General features: G+C 51.5%; 5 protein-coding genes and 2 pseudogenes. All 7 read right to left on the reverse strand.

Translation table 11 applies throughout. The features are described 5' to 3' along the window. Positions 1 to 1,073, reverse strand: a pseudogene (locus tag NG346_RS13020) (type IV secretion protein Rhs); the annotation flags it as partial. Between the two features lie 569 nt (positions 1,074 to 1,642). Beyond that, positions 1,643 to 6,109 (reverse strand): annotated as a pseudogene (locus NG346_RS13025) (RHS repeat-associated core domain-containing protein); the annotation flags it as partial. Positions 6,110 to 6,497: 388 nt separating this feature from the next. Then, complete coding sequence (locus NG346_RS13030; RefSeq protein ID WP_262288850.1) at positions 6,498 to 6,974, reverse strand: hypothetical protein; 477 nt, start codon at positions 6,972 to 6,974, stop codon at positions 6,498 to 6,500. Further along, entirely contained in the window at positions 6,968 to 16,213 is a 9,246-nt protein-coding gene (locus NG346_RS13035) for a SpvB/TcaC N-terminal domain-containing protein (protein ID WP_262288851.1), read from the reverse strand. Before NG346_RS13035 ends, NG346_RS13030 begins: the two co-directional genes overlap by 7 nt. 36 nt (positions 16,214 to 16,249) lie before the next feature. Then, positions 16,250 to 17,806, reverse strand: coding sequence for a T9SS type A sorting domain-containing protein (locus NG346_RS13040; RefSeq protein WP_262281078.1), 1,557 nt, complete (start codon positions 17,804 to 17,806; stop codon positions 16,250 to 16,252). Between the two features lie 17 nt (positions 17,807 to 17,823). Beyond that, on the reverse strand, positions 17,824 to 18,534 hold the full coding sequence (locus NG346_RS13045) for a hypothetical protein (protein WP_262281077.1): 711 nt from the start codon (positions 18,532 to 18,534) through the stop codon (positions 17,824 to 17,826). 470 nt (positions 18,535 to 19,004) lie between these two features. Then, positions 19,005 to 19,727 (reverse strand): PorT family protein, encoded by a 723-nt coding sequence (locus NG346_RS13050; RefSeq protein ID WP_262281076.1) that lies wholly within the window; start codon positions 19,725 to 19,727, stop codon positions 19,005 to 19,007. Between the last annotated feature and the right edge of the window lie 392 nt (positions 19,728 to 20,119).

Below are 20,119 nucleotides of genomic sequence, written 5' to 3' on the forward strand. Positions count from 1 at the left end.
TTCCATGCGAACTCGCCCCAACCCTTGTAGAGCAGACCAACGTCAAAACGGTTGTAGCTTGAATAGACCGAGGCATTGACGGTTGCTATCTTCACCTTTCCCAAAATGGCCGGTGCGGCGAGCCCGGCACTGTCCACGGAGTCACGCAGAACCTCCAAAGCGGCCGTAGCCGAGCTCAGCTCGTTCAGAATGGAGAAGGTCACCTGCACCTTGCCGGCTGTCATCTTACGGGCAAGTTCAGTGCCGTCCTTGATATGGATGCTGTCTGCGGACAACCGGTTATTGCTGCCCAAGGAAAGCTCCTTCCTGTAGAGCAGGGATCCCTTGTCGTCCTTGATGGTCTGATGGACGGTAGCCGGGGCCGTGTCTTTATCCGATGTACGGCTGACGATAAGGCGGGGCATGAGCGTGAGCCCCTTTCCCAGATGAGATTCACTAGCCGAAAGCCTTGCGCTGATGACGGTGTCAGGGGCAAGGACGATATTATTGTTGAACATCATGCGCTGGGGAGAAAGCACGTATTTTGTGGTGTCGGTATAGAACGCCGGTGCCCAGTCTACCTGCTGCCAGTCTATGGGGCTGCCGGTCCTGATCATGAAGTCGACATTGGCGGCCTCTCCGGCGACGGCTGTTATAGTACCGGCGAAAGTGCCAGAGGCGACAACGGTGTCGGCCTTCAGCGTCAGGCTGTCGAGCACGGTCTGGTTGCCGTCCTTGTCGGTCTTGATGACAGCAAACGTCACATCATCGGAGGTCTTTTGCTTGCTGAAGGTTCCGTCGAAGCGGTTCGTCCTGCCCTCGGCGATGGCTGCCGTGGAGTACTCGCCATGGATATAATCCTTGCTGCTCTGATAGTGCGTAAGGTCAGCACCGGCATACCTGTTTACCTTCATCGAGGTATAGGTAACGACGGGATTCCATTCTACCTCATCTCCCATGCCGGAGTAGCGTGCGCCGACCCTGAATGTGATGTAGTCTCCGGGATTGACGGTGCGTGTCAAGGTCGGTACGTTGATGGTGCCCGACTGCAACAGCGTATCCTGCCAGACAATGTTTTTTTTATCTATTTTCATCGTACTGACATTTATTTCTCTATTATACTACAACGCATTCCCTGCCAAATTTATTGCTTCTTAGGTTCTCCACCCGTCCCTCGAGGTAGTTATCTTGCAATATTTATTTCAAACACACTTTTACTAATAAATACAGAAATAAGACACCAAGAGGTAAAAAACTCCATAGAACAATTACGTTTCTCTTTTCATTCATGAAATTATTCTTAAACTTAAATATATCGCTAAAAATATTTAAAGAAGCTAATGCGAAAATAACAAGAACGGCTTTTATTCCATCTTGTTTAATTTCTATAGGTATCAAAAGCGCAATCAACAGAAACCAAAGTAGCCCAGACAGACCCTTTATGTTTCCCATACTGTCGAATACAAATTTTTTATTGCAGAAAATAGCTCTAAAATAGACAGAAGCATCATTCTTGTAATTACTACTCCTATTTCGTTTTAAAAAGACAAGTATATAAGACAGAACCTTGCATATGGCATATTCCATACCAATAAAAAAATATGATATTATTTTCATAATCTATAATTAGAGTGAATAAAATAGTTTATCTTTTGTATAATGTCTATCTATTTAATTTATTCTTATAAAGTTCTTTGTATGAATCAAGAAATAGATAGCTAGAATAGTCTGGGACCCCATAAAGAGGGTCTGGAATACCATATCCAGGAGGTAACCCTTTAGACATATTTCCAACAGATTGCTCTACTTTCTTCTTAGAATCATCATAAGATAATGAAATATAGGTATCTAAGACTCCGTATTCCCAAAAAGCAGTTCCTATCAGATTACGAGTTAATGAAAATCCATTTGTAAAAGATGGATCTTCTATCATATTATATACAGACCAAGAGGTACTTAGATATCCTAACGTAGTACTAATTTTACTTATATTTTTCACAGCATTTTGTGCATAACGGGCACTTATCCTGAATCCTTGGACACCATTAACAAATTTGCCATTTGATTGTCTTTCCAAAATGCTTAAACTATGATATTCGCCTTTAACGGAAGTCTTAAAATATCCAGTTCTAAATATTGAAGATGACGTATATCGTAAACCAGCAACGGTCGAAGTTGCGGTTCCTAAAACAGAGACAAAATCAGAATAAGGTTTAAAAGCTCCAAAGCCTTTAACCTTCCAGTTATCTACTACACCAAAATCTCTAGTCATAACCCCGCCAGAAGTATATGCTGCGTTACCTGTTTCATTTAAGGCAACATACCACAATTTACTTTTTGTATCTTGATGGTATTCCGCGCCGTATGATGCTGCTACTTTTTGGGCTGTTTTCTCATCATACATTCCATTTAGGTCAACGCGCTTAATAGGATTTGCGTGGCAGAATAGGTATGTAGATATATTAACATATTTCTCTGCTAAGAGATCCACGCCAAACCACAAACTTGTCTCTGGGTTCATATACCTCGCACCATAGTAGTACAAGCCCGTTTCCTCGTCCAACTCTTTGCCATTAAATTTGTATGGCATTTCTTCACTTGATGAGTGTTCGTCCACTAACAACTCACCGTATGGCAGGTAAGCGTCATACTGCGTGATGTTGCCTTGCTGGTCAGTGATGTAACTTGTGCTGCCAAGGTGGTCTGAGTGGTAGAAGTATGTGTCCTCTGTTGCCGTTGTGTCGTTGGCAATATAGCCATAGCCCGGCTGAGGGTCTTCAGGGTTGCTCGGCTCTTTCCAGTTGATAGGTGTTCCCGGCGTACTGCCCTCAGTCGTATTATGCTTAGGTGTCTGTACCCAGCCTTCCGGCACACTGTGGTCACCAAGATTGGTGATAATCGTGTTGTAGCCTACACCCGTATTCTCAGGGTCACCGTAGGCGCCCTTCTCGGTGGGCACACCGGGAGCTACGCCTAATTGTTTGTAGTATGCTTCCTTCTGCGACTGGATTTGGTTCATGCGTTCCGCATAGTCCTGCTGACCGGCGGTGATATAGCTGCCGTTTATGCCATAGACGTTGTTGAACGTACCCGTGCCGATGCGGCTCGCCACTCTCTGTGAGCCGATGAAATAATGCTTCGTGAAGCGGTTCTTGTTGATGCTTATTATAGGAGCAGGATACAAGGTAAAATTATCCGTCTCATGGAAAGTAATTCCCTGCGGTGCGCCGTTGATGTACACGCCCTCCATCGTGCCGTAGCTCTTTATGATGCGTTCGCCACCTGCGTTATAGGTGTAGCGACTCGTCTTGCCGTTGTCCGACAGTACCATCAGGCGGTTTTCCTCGTCCCAGTACATTTCTCTTGTGGTATTTGTACTGTCATTCGTTAAAAGTATTGGGTTGCCGTTGGCGTCATACGTGTAATGGTCATGACCTATCTGTGTGGGAGCGGTGGGGCGGTTCTCGTCCTCGTACTTATACGCAAAGTTGTACGACTTAGCCGTCAAACTTGAATCTACCCTCTGCACCTTCGTCAATGGCTCACTCATCCGCCCGAAGGTCATAGCCATGTCATAGGAGGCATTCTTCGCCTTACCCGTGGCATGAATCAGGCGGTTCAGCTCGTCATACTGGTAGCTGTGCGTACTTGCCCCTCCCAACTTCGCCTTGTTGAGCTTTGTCAGTCCTTGCGGGTTGGCGGCATTGGTGATGCCGAGGATGTTGTCCACAGCATCATAGCGGTACTTGTTCTGCATCAGCGTGTTGCCGCTTCCCGTAAGTGTCATGTCCTGCAGCCGCTCGCGCTGCTTGTCGTAAGTATAGGTGGTCTCCGTGCCGTTGCCGAGCTTCTGATAGACGGTATGTCCGTCCTTGTCGTAGCCTATCTGCGCCACGATGGTACTCTCCTTGCCCTGCTTGCTGCTCGTCAGGCTCTCCACCTGCCCGGCGGCGTTGTAGTGATAGGTGACGACCTCACCATCGGGGTAGGTCATCGTGCGTACACGGTTCCAGCTGTCGTAGGTGGCACCATAGACGTAGGTGCGGATGTCCGCCACGCTCGCCATGACGGTGCGCACGGTCTTGATGACCTCGCCCTGACGGCCGTAGTAGTAGGCCTCGCCGCCCGACGCATCCTCCACGAGGGCAAGCCGTCCGGCACGGCCAAACTTGTCGCCCGGCTGCCCGTAGGTGTAGGTAACTCGGTTGAAGAGGTTCTCGGGATAGAGTACCTCCTTCAGCCGCTCATAGTCGTAGGTGTAGGTGATGCAGCCCTTCTCGGAGATGCTCTTTCTGAGCTGTGCCGTGAGCTTGGTAAGGAGGTTGCCCGCCGCGTCGTAGGTCATATCTGTCTCGCCCGCGTCGGGGTGGCTCACCATCAGCTTGCGTCCCAACAGGTCGTACTCATATTTCGTTTCCCTGCCGTTGGGGTGCGTCACCGTCGTCACCTCATTCACGGGATTGTAGGCGTATCTCACGGTGATGTTCTCACCGCCGGCATGCTGCACCGTCTCCCGGTTGCGGCCTTTTTCATCGGTGTAGCTCTCCGCTGTCCTGCCGAGAGCATCCGTCACTTTCGTCTCCAGCATCGGAACGCCGTCGTGAGAGACGATGGTGTAGGCACTCTTGGTGGTGCTGCCGTCGGCAAGGGTCACCATGGTGGTGCGGTCGTGGCTGTCGTATTCGGTCTTGGCCTGCAGGTCGCCCGTTGCGGTGTTGTAGGTGCCGATGTTGCTGTAGCTCTCCGTCACGGGATAGTAGGAGGCGATATTCCTGCCGAAGGCATCGAGCACGGCCCTGCCGCTGACGATGCTCACCTTGGACGCGCTGCCGCCGTTCCATACTACACCCGTCTGTTTGGTCTGTACGGCACGCATGAGGGAATCGGCAAAGGTGTAGGTGTCGATGTTGCCGTCCTGCGTGTAGTGGATGGTATGCGCCTTGCGCTCCTTGGGGAAGTACTCGAACTTGATAGTAAAGGGCTGGCCGCTCTCTATCTCGTAGGGCGCGCGTATGGTTGCTTGTCTGCCCAATGCGTCGTAGGTATATTCCATCCGCTGGCCGTTGAGGTCGGTGGTGGTGGCAGGAACGTTCCACAATCCGTCATAGGTGGTAGTGGAGCTGTAGCCGTAGGCATCGCTGACCTTAGTCACGAAACTGTGGTAGAGGTCATCGTAGGTGTAGGCGTAGAACATACGCTCGCCCTTGTAGTTCTCCGGCTTGGTCATACGGGTGATGTTGCCGTAGCTGTCGTATTTCATGTCGTAGACGGACGGCTTGTCGCCGTTGTGGAGCGTAATCTCCGTAATCTTGCCGTTGCCGTCCACCTTCGTGCTGCGCTCACGGTAGGTCCTGCCGCCGCTGCTGACAGTGATATGGCTTGGGACGCTGACGATGTACTTGTCCGTCAGCTTGTGGTAGTCGATTCTGGCATCGAGCTTTTCTCCGGCCGCTGTCTCCTGATAGGTGAGAAGGTTGCCGAAATCGTCATAGGTGTTTTCCACCTTTGTGGTAAGGCTGTCGCCACTGGCCTCGTCGAAGTTCGACTGGACGACCTCGGTCAGAGCTGGGAAGAGCACCTCCATATTGTCGTGGTGGCTGCCGATAGTACCTGCACAAGCGGGCGCGTCCTGTACCTTCACCGTCTCATAAATATAGGAGGCTCCTTGCAGTTTCCTGCCAGCCCCGTCATAGAGGCTCTCATCCGTCACAAGGCCGTGAAGGTAGTAATCCCGATTGTTGGCATAGGTGTCCACCGAATAACGATATACCTCATGGCTTCCTTTCTCCGTGTCTATCTGCCGTGTCGTCACCTTGTGGAAGCCGTAGAAGTCACGCTCGCGGCGGTCGCGGTATCCTCCCTCGTAGGTGAACTCGTTGCGTGAGCTTGTGGCACCGTTCTCCTTATAGCCTCCGGTGGTCTCCACGCTGGACATCACCCAACGGCGGCCGGGCATGTCGAAACTCGGCTCAGTCTGCGCATAGCCGATATGGATATGGCCGCCGAAGGGCAGCGTCACGGTTCTCAGCAGGTTGGTACGCCCTGCGAGGTTGCGGTGGACAACGAGCCGGCTGTCACTGTTGCTGTAGACCAGGTCGGGCAGTCCGTCGCCGTCTATGTCCATCAGCGAGGCTACGGTGCGGTTGACACTCTCACTGTGCGAGGCCTGGATGCTCGGAGTGATATTGATTCTGAAACCGAAAGGGAGATGGATGGTAAAGGTATAGGCGGTGCTGCCGTAATAGGCAACGGAAGATCCTAAGTTGTCGGAGATATTGTGATTCTTGTAACGCTCATCCTCCGGCTGTAATCTCACCTTTGCCGCTGAACGTCTGTCGGCTTTCAGTAGAATTGCACGGCATTGCAAAGAGAAATAATTTTTTTGTCCCAAGGAATTCCTCTTTCGGCTTCGAGATGCTGAGCCTTGGTTAGCCCCAATACTTTTGATTTTCCCATAACTGACAGTAAAATGGGGATTCCACGTACTTGTTTTGTACAGACTAAAATAGTTCACTTACTTAATCCTCCTTATACCATAACATACCAAAGAGGATGATAAAATAGCTTATTAGCCATAAATAATATCCTATGCCCTTATCCCCGATATTATAAATAATATTTTCATCTCGACCAATAATAGAATCATGACAAAAGTAAAATGAAATGATCATTGTTATAGACAATACCACTAAGATGAAAAGAGTTTTCATTCTTCTCTGTTTCACCCAAAGAGAAAGAATATAAAAGTAGGTGATATTACTAAACCATAATAGGGTAAAATTAACTTTTCCATTCAATACAAATACAATATCATAAGGGATCATAATAATTCCTCCTATAAAAAAGTTCAAACATGTTACATCATATGCATATCTAATATGTATATCTGCACTTGCCTGTGCATCAGCTACATATAGCGTATTAAACAAGGCGAGTATATATAATAATACACTTATTCCTAAAATGTAGTATTTATGTTTATTATTAATTACCATGAGAATCTCGTTGTATTATATTGACTTCTATGTAGCCGTAAATTACGCAATGCTTTCGCCGTCTCAGTATGAGTGCCTATATTATATCCAAGTCTTTCAGCGTATTGGGTTGGCTTACCTTCTCTATATATCCCTAACTTTCCTCTAACCACATGTTGTGCTGTTTCAAGACCATCGAAAGCAGCTCGAGCTGCATCCCAAGATAGGTCGTTTTTTCCAGCAACATAACCTGCTGCAAAATTACCTATATCTCGCGCAGATGCGATATAGGTTTTGCCACCTAATCTTACACGCATTCCTCTATTATGGTAACTTGAATTATTATATAAAGCATCACCAATTTTTGTTCCTGCTCTCTTAAAGTCATATTTTTCTCCACCAACAGCATTCGGCATGTAAACCATAAGATTTGGAGTATCTTTCATGAAATTACTAAGAAATTTTTCTCCTGATTTATCAGACAAGTCTATAACTGCATTTTTGACTGCATTACCTCTCTCATCCATGAAAGAATATTTGGTAAGCATTCTTCCTATTACTTTTTGATTTTTAGTCCCATAATGAACATAAATGTTCAAATCATTATCAGCAAATCCACCGACGACACTATATTTACCATGTAGCGATGGGGTCACCTCAACATGATATCCATCAGGATCAGTAATCTTTATAGGATTAGCAGCTCCATATGTGTAGACACCAATAGTAGGATATTTTTCAGTTAGTTTATCCACCCCATACCAAACACTTGCCATAGGATTCATATATCTTGCGCCATAGTAGTACAATCCCGTCTCCTCGTCAAATTCCTTGCCATTGAACTTATACGGCAACTCTTCAGATGACGAGTGCTCGTCCACTAATAGCTCACCGTAGGGAAGGTAAGCATCATATTGAGTGATGTTACCTTTGTCATCGGTAATGTAGGATGTGCTGCCAAGGTGGTCACTGTGAAAGAAGAAAGTCTCTTCCGTAGTGGTATCGTTAGGAATGTAGCCATAACCAGCCTGAGGATCTTCAGGATTGCTCGGATCATTCCAACTGATGGGAGCGCCTGGATTGCTACCTTGCTCATTGTTGTGCTTAGGTGTCTGTACCCAGCCCTCGGGCACGCTGTAGTCGCCAAGGTTGGTGATGATAGTGTTGTAGCCAACGCCAGTATTCTCAGGATCGCCATAAGCACCCTTCTCGGTGGGTACACCAGGAGCGATGCCGAGCTGCTTGTAGTATTCCTCTTTTTGGCTCTCTATCTGGTTCATACGCTCAGCATAGTCCTGCTGGCCGGCGGTGACGTAACTGCCGTTCACGCCATAGACGTTGTTGAACGTGCCTGTGCCGATACGGCTCGCAACTCTCTGTGATCCTATGAAATAGTGCTTGGTGAAGCGGTTCTTGTTGATGCTTATTATAGGAGCAGGATACAAGGTAAAATTGTCCGTCTCGTGAAAGGTGATGCCCTGCGGTGCGCCGTTGATGTACACGCCCTCCATCGTACCGTAGCTCTTTATGATGCGCTCGCCACCTGCGTTATAGGTATATCTTGATGTCTTGCCATTATCGCTTAATACCATTAGTCGGTTGTCCTCGTCCCAGTACATTTCACGTGTGGCATTAGTCGAATCATTGGTTACAAGTATTGGGTTGCCGTTGGCATCATACGTGTAATGGTCGTGACCTATCTGCGTGGGAGCGGTGGGATGGCTCTCGTCCTCATACTTGTAGGTGAAGTTATAGCTCATTGCCGTGGTAGTGGAGTCCACCTTCTGCACTTTCGTCAATGGCTCACTCATCAGACCGAAGGTCATTGTTATGTCATACGATGCGTTCTTCGCCTTGCCCGTGGCATGAATCAGGCGGTTCAACTCATCATACTGGTAGGTATGTTTGAAGGCTCCACCAAGTCTTGCTTGATTGTGATTTTTGAAATTCTGTGGATTAACCGCGTTGTTGATACCAAGGATGTTATCCACGGCATCATATTGGTATTTATTATCCATCACGGTTTGTCCCGCTATCATCAGCTTAGCGTTCTGCAACCGCTCACGCTGCTTGTCGTAGGAGTACGTGGTCTCCGTGCCGTTGCCGAGCTTCTGATAGACGGTATGTCCGTCCTTGTCGTAGCCTATCTGTGCCACGATGGTACTCTCCTTGCCCTGCTTGCTGCTTGTCAGGCTCTCCACCTGCCCGGCGGCGTTGTAGTGATAGGTGACGACCTCACCGTCGGGATAGGTCATCGTGCGGACACGGTTCCAAGAGTCATAGGTAGCACCATAGACGTAGGTGCGGATGTCCGCCACGCTCGCCATGACGGTGCGCACGGTCTTGATGACCTCACCCTGACGGCCGTAGTAGTAGGCCTCTCCGCCCGATGCGTCCTCCACGAGGGCAAGCCGTCCGGCACGGTTATACTTGTCGCCCGGCTGTCCGTAGGTGTAGGTAACCCGGTTGAAGAGGTTCTCGGGATAGAGCACCTCCTTCAGCCGCTCATAGTCGTAAGTGTAGGTGATGCAGCCCTTGTCAGAGATGCTCTTTTTGAGCTGTGCCGTGAGCTTGGTAAGGAGGTTGCCCGCCGCGTCGTAGGTCATGTCGGTCTCGCCCGCGTCGGGGTGGCTCACCATCAGCTTGCGGCCTAACTGGTCGTATTCGTACTTTGTTTCCCTGCCGTTGGGGTGCGTCACCGTCGTCACCTCGTTCACGGGATTGTAGGTATATCTCACGGTGATGTTCTCACCGCCGGCATGCTGCACCGTCTCCCGGTTGCGGCCTTTCCCGTCGGTGTAGCTCTCAGCCGTTCTGCCGAGGGCATCCGTTACCTTCGTCTCCAGCATCGGGATGCCGTCATGGGAGACGATGGAGTAGTCACTCTTAGTGGTGCTGCCGTCGGCAAGGGTGACGCTGACGGTACGGTCGTGGGTATCGTATTCGGTCTTGGACTGCAGGTCGCCCGTGACGGTGTTGTAGGTACCGATATTGCCGTAGCTCTCCGTCGTGGGATAGTAGGCGGCGATGTTCCTGCCGAAGGCATCGAGCACGGCCCTGCCGCTGACGATGCTCACCTTGGACGCGCTGCCGCCGTTCCAAACCACGCCCGTCTGCTTGGTCTGGACGGCACGCATGAGGGAGTCGGCGAAGGTGTAGGTGTCGATGTTGCCGTCCTGCGTGTAGTGGATGGTATGTGCCTTGCGCTCCTTGGGGAAGTACTCGAACTTGACAGTAAAGGGCTGGCCGCTCTCTATCTCGTAGGGGGCACGTATGGTGCTCTGCCTGCCCAATGCGTCGTAGGTGTACTCCATCCGCTGCCCGTTGAGGTCGGTGGTGGTGGCAGGGACGTTCCACAATCCGTCATAGGTGGTAGTGGAGCTGTAGCCGTAGGCATCGCTGACCTTAGTCACGAGACTGTGGTAGAGGTCATCGTAGGTGTAGGCGTAGAACATACGCTCGCCCTTGTAGTTCTCCGGCTTGGTCAACCGGGTGATGTTGCCGTAGCTGTCGTATTTCATGTCGTAGACGGACGGCTTGTCGCTGTTGTGGAGCGTAATCTCCGTAATCTCGCCGTTGCCGTCCACTTTCGTGCTACGCTCACGGTAGGTCCTGCCGCCGCTGCTGACAGTGATATGGCCCGGTACGCTGACGATGTACTTGTCCGTCAGCCTGTGGTAGTCAATCTTGGCATCAAGCTGTTCACCGGCCGCTGTCTCCTGATAGGTAAGGAGGTTGCCATAATCATCATAGGTATTCTCCACCTTTGTGGTAAGGCTGTCGCCACTCGTCTCGTCGAAGTTCGACTGGACGACCTCGGTCAGAGCCGGGAAGAGCACCTCGGTGTTGTCATGGTGGGCACCGATGGCACTTGCACAAGCGGGTGCGTCCTGTACCTTCACCGTCTCATAAATATAGGAGGCTCCTTGCAGTTTCCTGCCAGCCCCGTTATAGAGGCTCTCATCCGTCACAAGGCCGTGAAGGTAGTAATCCCGATTGTTGGCATAGGTGTCCACCGAATAACGATATACCTCATGGCTTCCTTTCTCCGTGTCTATCTGCCGTGTCGTCACCTTGTGGAAGCCGTAGAAGTCACGCTCGCGGCGGTCGCGGTATCCTCCCTCGTAGGTGAACTCGTTGCGCGAGCTTGTGGCACCGTTCTCCTTGTAGCCGCCGGTGGTCTCCACGCTGGACATCACCCAGCGGCGGCCGGGCATGTCGAAACTCGGCTCTGTCTGCGCATAGTCGATATGGATATGGCCGCCGAAGGGCAGCGTCACGGTTCTCAGCAGGTTGGTACGCCCTGCGAGGTTGCGGAGGACAACGAGCCGGCTGTCACTGTTGCTGTAGACCAGGTCGGGCAGTCCGTCGCCGTCTATGTCCATCAGCGAGGCTACGGTGCGGTTGACACTCTCACTGTGCGAGGCCTGGATGCTCGGAGTGATATTGATTCTGAAACCGAATGGGAGATGGATGGTAAAGGTATAGGCGGTGCTGCCGTAATAGGCAACGGAAGATCCTAAGTTGTCGGAGATATTGTGATTCTTGTAAAGTTCGTCCTCTGCCATGAAGCCGTCACCCGTATTGAGGGTTACCTTCAGGTCGCTGCCGTCGAGACGCAGCAGGTCCGGCAGGCCATCACCGTTGACATCCGACAGCATGGTCTGCGTGGACGTAAGGTCCTCGGTGTCGTTCTGTCCGACATTGATGCTGAAAAGTCCGAGAACGGGGATGCAGATGCCAAGGCCATCACCAAAATTGCTGTTCTTGCTCGACTCGAGCATGGCAAGACCGGATTCTGTCTCAGCCGTATAGCCATAGCCAAGGCCATAGCGCACCTTGCCCGCCGTCACCATATCGGGCAGACCGTCGCCGTTGAGATCCTCCCAGCCCTGGACGGTCTCGGAAGTACCGCTTGAGAAGTTGCCGCTGGCAGCGCAGGAGAACTCGGAAACGATACCTGAATGGCTGGCCCCTTGGCTGTTGGCCTGCATGTCGCTGATAACCTCCTTGTCGGTCTTTGCCTTGGCAAAGGCAGTCTTGGCCACTGCCATCTGACTGTTGAAGTTCTTGAAGGAATAGTCATCCGGATTTGAAGACAGTCCTATGTCACCCCCGGTATTGCTGGCCTCGCCCTTTGTGGAGGCCTGCGCCACGTCATATTGCAGTTCCTCATTGCCCAGTGTTCCGGTCGGTGTCGTCAGCTGTGCCTGTACCTTGCCGTCATGGTCGCTCAGCCAGTCGGGATAACCGTCGCCGTTCAGGTCCATGGCTGAGACACGGGTATAGGACTCCTGTTTGCTGTGGCTCTTGTTCACGCCGATGCTGGTACCCAACGAGAAACCAAGGTTGTAGGTCTTGCCCTTCGACTTCGATTCCGTGAGCAGGACCGGAGCAGGCAGTCCCTCACCATCCAGAGCATAATCGACGGAATCCACCACGATGTCATCCTCGCCAAGGCGTGACGGACGCATGGTGTCAAAGGTGATGAACGCGCTGTCAGTGGCACTGACGAAACGGTCAGCCTTGGGCTGATAGGACATCGTAAAGAAGGCCTGCTTGTTGATGTCCATGCCATTGGCCTCCACGGCGTTCTCGTCGATGTGCCCGTCATGGTAATAGGAGTTACTGTCCTGCACCTTCATCTGCTCCTTGGGAATGGCGGAGAACCGCCGGGTGCCGTTCCATGCGAACTCGCCCCAACCCTTGTAGAGCAGACCAACGTCAAAACGGTTGTAGCTTGAATAGACCGAGGCATTGACGGTTGCTATCTTCACCTTTCCCAAAATGGCCGGTGCGGCGAGACCGGCACTGTCCACGGAATCCCGCAGTACCTCCAAAGCAGCCGTAGCCGAGCTCAGCTCGTTCAGAATGGAGAAGGTCACCTGCACCTTGCCGGCTGTCATCTTACGGGCAAGTTCAGTGCCGTCCTTGATATGGATGCTGTCTGCGGACAACCGGTTATTGCTGCCCAAGGAAAGCTCCTTCCTGTAGAGCAGGGATCCCTTGTCGTCCTTGATGGTCAGATGGACAGTAGCCGGGGCCGTGTCTTTATCCGATGTACGGCTGACGGTAAGGCGGGGCGTGAGCGTGAGCCCCTTTCCCAGATGAGATTCACTAGCCGAAAGCCTTGCGCTGATGACGGTGTCAGGGGCAAGGATGATATTCTTGTTGAACATCATGCGCTGGGGAGCCAGCACGTACTTTGTGGCGTCGGTGTAGAACGCCGGTGACCAGTCAACCTGCTGCCAGTCTATCGGGCTGCCGGTCTTGATCATGAAGTCGACATTGGCGGCCTCTCCGGCGACGGCCGTTATCGTACCGGCGAAAGTGCCCGAGGCGACAACGGTGTCGGCCTTCAGCGTCAGGCTGTCGAGCATGGTCTGGTTGCCGTCCTTGTCGGTCTTGATGACAGCTAATGTCACGTCATCGGAGGTTTTTTGCTTGCTGAAGGTTCCGTCGAAGCGGTTCGTCCTGCCCTCGGCGATGGCAGCCGTGGAGTACTCTCCATGGATATAATCCTTGCCGCTTTGATAGTGCGCCAGGTCAGACCCGGCATACCTGTCGACCTTCATCGACGTATAGGTAATGGCAGGATCCCACTCCACCTCGTCTCCCATGCCGGAGTAGCGTGCACCGACCCTGAACGTGATGTAGTCTCCCGGACTGACGCTGCGGGTAAGGACCGGCACATCGACCGTACCGGACTGCAGCAGCGTGTCCTGCCAGACAATATCACTGTTAAACTGCATGCTCAGGCTGACGCCGTCGCCGGAGTCCGAGGGCTTGCTCACACGGCCCGTCACTTGTATGGTACCTGTGTAGGGTGCTCTCCACACCCTGACGACATCATGCAGGGGATATTCCTGCTCCAGGGAGTCGCGGATGGCTTCGTAATCAGGAACGAATGTCTGATTAAGGGATGGCCTGGAAGCGGAGAGTATCTGATTTTTAGTGTTTGCACTTGACTTTTGGAATTTCACCGTTTCACCATCGCTATGGTTGAAATATACCGTACCGTTGCAGGCTATGTCAATTAAGCCGTCACTATTGAAGTCCTGAAAATAAACTTTCGTCTTGCTCTGGTCGGTCGTCTTGTCGACTGCATAGCCGGCACTGCCGGGGCCGAAGCCCGTGGCGACATTGGCATTAAGGGAGTGACTTGTCACCGTGCCCTGGGAGAAGTTGGATATGCCTTCTATATCCCTTTGCTCTCCGAAAGAGGGATGGCCGAGGTCGTAGTTCTGATTCAGGCGATAGTGCAGGCCGTGCCGGTCCTTCCACACCTTGTCGGGCATGCCGTCGCCATTGATGTCCACAAGGGCCACCCTGCCTTCATTGCTTGACTTGGTGTGACTGTAGGAAGCTCCCGCATTGACAGACGCCGGTCCCCAACCGGCTCCGACCATGACACCGCCGCCTACGGTGTTACCCTTGGCGGAACCGCCGCCCAGCAGGGACAGCGTCTGTGTGAAATTGCCAACCACGGACTTGACAAGCCTTCCATAGTCCTCCTGTTCTGCCGTATAGACGATAGCGTCTTTTGAGAACAGGTTGGAAGGGCCTGTCACATCCTGATAGTAGTCAAACTTGTGCTTATCGACCGTATCGTTCTTTGAGTCAAGTTCAGTAATGCCCGTCAGCATGGTCTTGCCGAAGACTCCGGAAGCGTAGTTCATGAGGTAAGCACGAAGCTGTCTGCCGTTGTTCTTGACAGTGACACGTTTCAGGAGGGCTTTGTCGGTCTGCAGGATGCCTAAGCGTCCGCTCTTTTCAACGTCTTTGCGGAATGAGCCGGTTGAGTCCACGTCAAACTCAATGCTGTAAAGTCCTTCCTCAGAGCCGTAGCCTGTATAAGTGTATTTATTAGGATAAAGGTTGTTGCCAGTTTTCGTGTAATGGAAGGCGGCAAAGTTGCCGTGTACGTCAGTGATGCGCTGAAGGACCCACTTGATGCGGTTGCCCTTGCCGTCGGTCAGCGTCGTCTCGTCACTCACCTGACCATTGTAGCCGCCATAGCTGTAGGTGGTCCCGTCCTTGGCGGTTACCTCCCAGAAGTAATTCTTCGGACTGTTTCCCCGGCGGACAATCTTGCTGAAGCTGCTCTCCACCATCGGGCGGAACGCCTTGTCGGCCTGCCTTGTAAGCGAGTCCGTCCGGCGGTAGAGACGGTCGCCAAGCTGCTGTCCCATGAGGAGATAGCTCTCGCTCTCGTACTTCTCATCAAAGCGCGGCACGCCCCAGCGGGTCTCTATGTCGATGCTCTGCATGGGCAGGCTCCAGCCATAGCCGACGAAGCTGCTGCCGCCATCGCTGCTGTACTGTAGTCCGGCACCGGCACTGATGTCATTGCGCCCCGCCGGTGTCTCAAAAGGATAGGACAGGCTTGCCGTACCGTTCTGATTGGCAGTCGGTGCCTCTATCTGCCGGATGCCGGCGGCAGGGTCTGCGGCCCTGAGCTCACTGATGCCCGTGGGGACATAGTTCTGTGTCTCCGGACTCTCCGGCACCTTGATGATGCCGTTGATGACATCAGTGAAATGGGAGGTCTCAGCCATCGCTACCTCACGGCGGGTGTCAACGCCCTTTGACTGGAGCATTGTCCATCGCCGGTGCTGCCCGTCATAATAATAGGTATGGATGTCGTCGGCAGTATAACCTTTCGGGATGAGGGTGCTGTCATAGGGGACGCTGATGCTGGCCAGATGATGGATGAAATGGTTGCCATGAGGGAGAAAACGGTAGCCGGAGACGGTATCTGTGCGTGTCATCAGCGTGTCACAGCTGCCTGTAACATTCACCATGCCCGTGGGAAGTTCTGGCAGCTCTTCCCGTCTTAGCGGGGTGATGCTGAGAACCTTGCCGTATGCCATGGCCTCACGGGGAACAGCAAGCTGGGCGCGCCCCACACAGAGCGTGTCGCTGTCGGCGTTGGAGAAGAACTTGCTCACCGTACGCCTGGCAAGGTCAGCAAGATTGCCGTTAGATAGTCTCCGGACTTTATGCGTGGCTGCACCAGCCTTTTGGCTCGTGATTATGCGATTGGCCGGCTTCTTGGAAGACGTACTGTCAACGGCATGCTTTTTCTGTCCTGCCTTGTCCGTGGTGCGGGAGTGGATGGAATCTTCTGACGCATCCGCAGATATCGCCTCGACTGCCGTCCTGTTCTCAGAACGGCTTGCCTGCCTGTTACAGGATGTCAGAACGACACTTGATAACAATATCAGTGAGAGGATAAGGGTATGCGTTGAATACTTCATCGTTTGCTCTGTCTTGTTGACAATTCCAGTGGCTGTTTATTTTCTTATCAGTTTTACGGTTCTCTCTTGCTTCCCGCTGCGAAGGGTCAGGAGATAGACACCAGGTGAGGGAAGATAGACCTTCGTGGCGAAATAGGAGTCTGGGGCGTAGAAACGTGTGCTGACCGTGGCGCCGCCGGTGGTATAGAGCGCCATGTCCAGTGGGGCGGTATTGCCAAGCTCTACCTGCACATCAACATATCCGTCCGTCGTCGGCATTGGGCTTATCCGCACATTGGAGAAGATACCACCATCATGATCTGTCATGCCATCGGAAGGTATCTCCGTAATACCTGTCGTAGAGATTTGGAACTCATTCTCGGCGACATTGCCCATACGGTCGGTGGTGGACAACAGATATTTGCCTTCGGCCAGTCCTTCGGCGCTTTGGAGACTGTCGCCGGTAGTGCGGTCGAAGATGGAAGCACGCTCGCAGCGGAGTATAATTCTGTAGGGCGGTATGCCACCAGTCACCCTCACGTCGAGGCTTCCGGTACTTCCGTTCTTACCCTCGGGTTGCCGGACCTCTATGGTGGTGAACATATCCTTGGCGGCACGGAGGGTGAACACATCATTTCTTCCGGGCTTGACATTCTGGAACACGATGCTGTCGCCGGATATTTTTTCTGCCTTATAATATAGTAATGTCTTGACGGAGAATTGACCAGTACCTGTCGGGTCTACGACTAGATAATAGCTTTCACCATCGGAAAGGGGCTGTATCTGGCGGAGCTGACGGCTGTCTGCCACAAGGTCTACCTCTGTTCCGGCCATGTTGGTAGCGGATGTCCTCCACCTCCTGACGAGCCATTTGCCATATGCCTTGCTCGTAGCGAAGGCAAGTCTGCCGTTGTCATCACCCCACATCAGACTCTGACCGTCAGAAAGACGCTTTCTTGTATATACCGTAAGGAAAGCTCCGTCCTCACAGCTCCTGCCCTTACCGATATGAAGGGCTGACAGTGAGTCGGAGATGATGCCGGCGATACGGTGACTATAGGCCTTGTTGGTATAGGCGTTCCAGATAACCGCACCACGGGAGTTCAGATAACTGCTGCGGAGGGATATGCCATATTTCAGGGCGAGACAACTCTCCACACGCTGCCGCTCTACATCGGATAACTGGCGGTTGTAGACGACATATTCTTCTGTATTGCCTTCAAGGTTTCTCACTGGCAGCTTGGCATTGGGAGTACGGCCGATGTGCAGTGTCTGGCCGTTGTTTCCTAAAGATGTGGTATAGCTGTACAGACGCACCTCGGGAAGCGAGTCCTTGGCGTAGTTCATGAAAGTGCCGTGACCGAGGTCTGCCGCACGATCCGTTGTCTGTATGCGCGTGGTACTCTTTCCGCTGCCTAAGCTCCAGATTGTCTGCTCCTCTGACCCAAGGACACGGCTGACACCTACGTATGTAAGACCTGTTCCTGGTGCAATCCGTACCGATGCGGTGTCATGGGTCCATATCTCCGGCTTTCCCACACCTCCCGGTGTCTGGGCGGCGGATGATAGCGCAAGGGCGAAAAGGACGGCTGTTATGAGGTATCTCTGTTTCATGAAGTGACGCTTTAAGGTTATTCTTTCTTGTTCAGCGACAGGCTGTAGCCAATGGTGAAACTGACATACTGCACGTTATTCTTACGCTCCTGATAGCTGTAGTCATTAGAACGTGTGTGGAGCAGGTCATTAAGACCGAAGCCATACTCTATACCGGCCTCCAGCCCGCTTCTCGGGTCTGCAAATCCGAGCTTGACAGAGGGCATGAAAAGTACGCGGGCTTTGAGCGACTCCCTGAGATGATCCTGCGTGCGCTCTGCTTGCTGGCTGTACACCTGTCCGCTGCGGTCGTTACTGAAATCTATATGGCGGCTGCCAAAGGGAATGGCTGCGCTGATGCCGGCGCCCATATAGAATTTTGGGAAAGCGTAGAGGCGGAACATGATTTGCGGAGTAAGGAAGTCATAGTGGAACTTTGTTGTCTCCGTGACATTCTGCGGTAGCTTATGCTCGGTAATCTTGCTGGAGAGCCTCATATAATCCACACCTAACTCCGCGCCGAGGCGGCGGTACTGCCAGGTGGCGAAAATGCCAAGCCGGGGGACAATGCCGCCTCTCTCCTCCATCGTAAACGTCGGGCGCACATCGTAGCTCTCAACAATGCTTCCCAGTCCTGTAATCTTGGAATATCCGGCACCGACCCTGAGACCAAGACGGAACAGATGTCTGTAGCTGAAAGCATATTGCGGTCCTGTATGGGAAGCGGTAGCCGCTGTGTTGGAAGTCATTCTCTCCGTACTTTGGGCGTGCCCTCCTTTCAAATTCTGGGATGGCTGACGGCTTGTTTCCGCATTTTGGCTGTCCTCATGATTCATGGCATTAGCGGGAGATGATGGGACTGACGAAGACGAAGATACAGGTGTAGATTCTCTTTCTGGGTTTAAGGTTTTTCTTCTGAGCTGTACTTGTTCTTGGAGTGTACGGCTATTGTGCTTTTCTGCCATGTTTGTATGGGCAGTATGCTTAATTGCTAATTGGGAAGATATGGAACTGACTGCTTCTTGTTTGGCAGTCTTCTGCGAAGAGGAAGTAGGTGTTGTTGCAGACTGATGCTGTGCAGAAGGTTCTTCTTCCGGCCTGTCCTGCATACACCTTTCAATGCCGAGGGCTGCTGCTATTACGACAAGTATCCCTACAAGGATATATCTCTTACGTCTGCTGTCTTTCTCTTCCATAGTGTCGAAACGCGAATTGGTCGTTATATGTCAAAGAGATAGCTGACGCTTAACTCGATACTGTGACTGTGGGTTGGCTTCTCCACCCAGTTGAAATCGTTAGTCTCAGTCTTGATGGTCGAGGTGACACCATAAAAATAGCGAAGGTCTATTCCCCAGTGCTTTCCAATCTCATAGCCGAAGCCGCCCCCGATGGCCACATCTGGCTTGCCGGTCAACTTCTCCTTCATCAGGCGCTCGGTCTCGGCTACTGTGGCAAACTGATATTTGGAAAACCGCTCTTCTTCCTGATTGCTGTCATAGGAAATGCCCTTGTCATTAAGGTTGGCTCCGGCACGGCCTCCTACTGCAATATTGAAGCCTTTCTTCCATGGATAGACTTTGAGAAGGGCTGTTAAGCCAAGATAGTTGTAGCGCGGAGTCACCTCGTAGTGTAACCCTTCCTTGTCATCATAGACCAATTGGGATGCTTTCTGCCAGTAGCTGATGCCGCCTTCCACTCCTATGATGGATTCCGAAGCATGGTACTGTGCAAAAAAGCCAACCGTCGGAACGGCTTGCCATTTGTCCTTGAAAGTGTAGTTGGAGTAATAATCCTCTGAAACAAGAATATTGTCCATCCCCGGATTGACGGACATACCGCCTCCCAAGCGAATGCCTAACTGGAAGGAAGATTCCTGTGCTGAAAGGTCACCTCCAGAAAGTATTAATGCCGAAAATAGGACAGCCTTTAATAAATGGTTCATGTTTCGAGGTTATTATTTTTGTGCAAAAGTATATAAAACAGGATAAATAAAACTATATTTTTGCGGTTTTAACATAAATAAATGGTAATTCTATGGAATTATCTGTAAGAACGTGTGGATTTGGGATATTTTCTGCATAAAACACTATATTTTGTCTATTTAAAATCGTCTCTCAATATTATGGTCTCGCTTAAGACTTAAGACCATATGGTGCTGCACAGAACGCGTTTTCATGAATATGGGCGTTGATGGAGATATAAAAAGGATCACATTTGGGCCCAAGGGGGATTGTCCGTGGCGGGCAGATGCCGCTGCCTAACCAAAGACAGTAACACATCTATAGAAAAAGAAGGGTATATCCCTTATTCCCTTCAGGCATGACCTGAAGGCTT

The organism is Hallella absiana (assembly GCF_025457485.1).
GTDB lineage: Bacteria > Bacteroidota > Bacteroidia > Bacteroidales > Bacteroidaceae > Prevotella > Prevotella absiana.

What these genes read in the sequence shown, in the direction of transcription:
- NG346_RS13030 (WP_262288850.1), bottom strand. Translation starts at nt 6,974, where the DNA reads ATGGTAATTAATAATAAACATAAATACTACATTTTAGGAATAAGTGTA.
- NG346_RS13045 (WP_262281077.1), bottom strand. Translation starts at nt 18,534, where the DNA reads ATGACTTCCAACACAGCGGCTACCGCTTCCCATACAGGACCGCAATAT.
- NG346_RS13035 (WP_262288851.1), bottom strand. Translation starts at nt 16,213, where the DNA reads ATGAAGTATTCAACGCATACCCTTATCCTCTCACTGATATTGTTATCA.
- NG346_RS13050 (WP_262281076.1), bottom strand. Translation starts at nt 19,727, where the DNA reads ATGAACCATTTATTAAAGGCTGTCCTATTTTCGGCATTAATACTTTCT.
- NG346_RS13040 (WP_262281078.1), bottom strand. Translation starts at nt 17,806, where the DNA reads ATGAAACAGAGATACCTCATAACAGCCGTCCTTTTCGCCCTTGCGCTA.